Source organism: Mycolicibacterium sp. XJ2546 (assembly GCF_053483195.1).
In genome coordinates, this window is the sequence record NZ_JBEFRW010000061.1 from 1 (window position 1) to 368 (window position 368).

Annotated in this window: 1 protein-coding gene; it reads right to left on the reverse strand. The window is 64.9% G+C overall.

The window, feature by feature from the left end; translation table 11 throughout:
- Positions 1-368 (reverse strand): DUF222 domain-containing protein (locus tag ABQE44_RS25835; RefSeq protein ID WP_448432667.1); only part of this gene is annotated, 368 nt, incomplete at both ends.

Sequence of the window (368 nt, forward strand, 5' to 3'; positions counted from 1 at the left end):
GTGCACGGTTGGGGATCGTCGGGGTTGCACATGCCAGGTGCGGCGTATTTGGCGAAGATCGCCTCCCACACCGCCCACGCCTCCGGGGTCAACATCGCGCGCAGTTCCACCATCCCGTCGGCGCCTTGTCGGGACTTTCTGACCCCACGCTTGCGGGCCCGTTCGATGTCGGTGGGTTCCGGCCCGTCTTGATCCAGCAGAAACAGCGTGAGCTCGGCGGTGTCGGTGAGTTCTTTGGGCCCGACCGTGGCGGCCGTGCGGACCAGGTCGACCTCGAATTGATCGCGGGTGGCCGCGTCCACCCATCCCGGTAACTTGGCCACCGATTTTCTGATCACCTCGACATGTTCGGGGTTGATCAGCCCGTG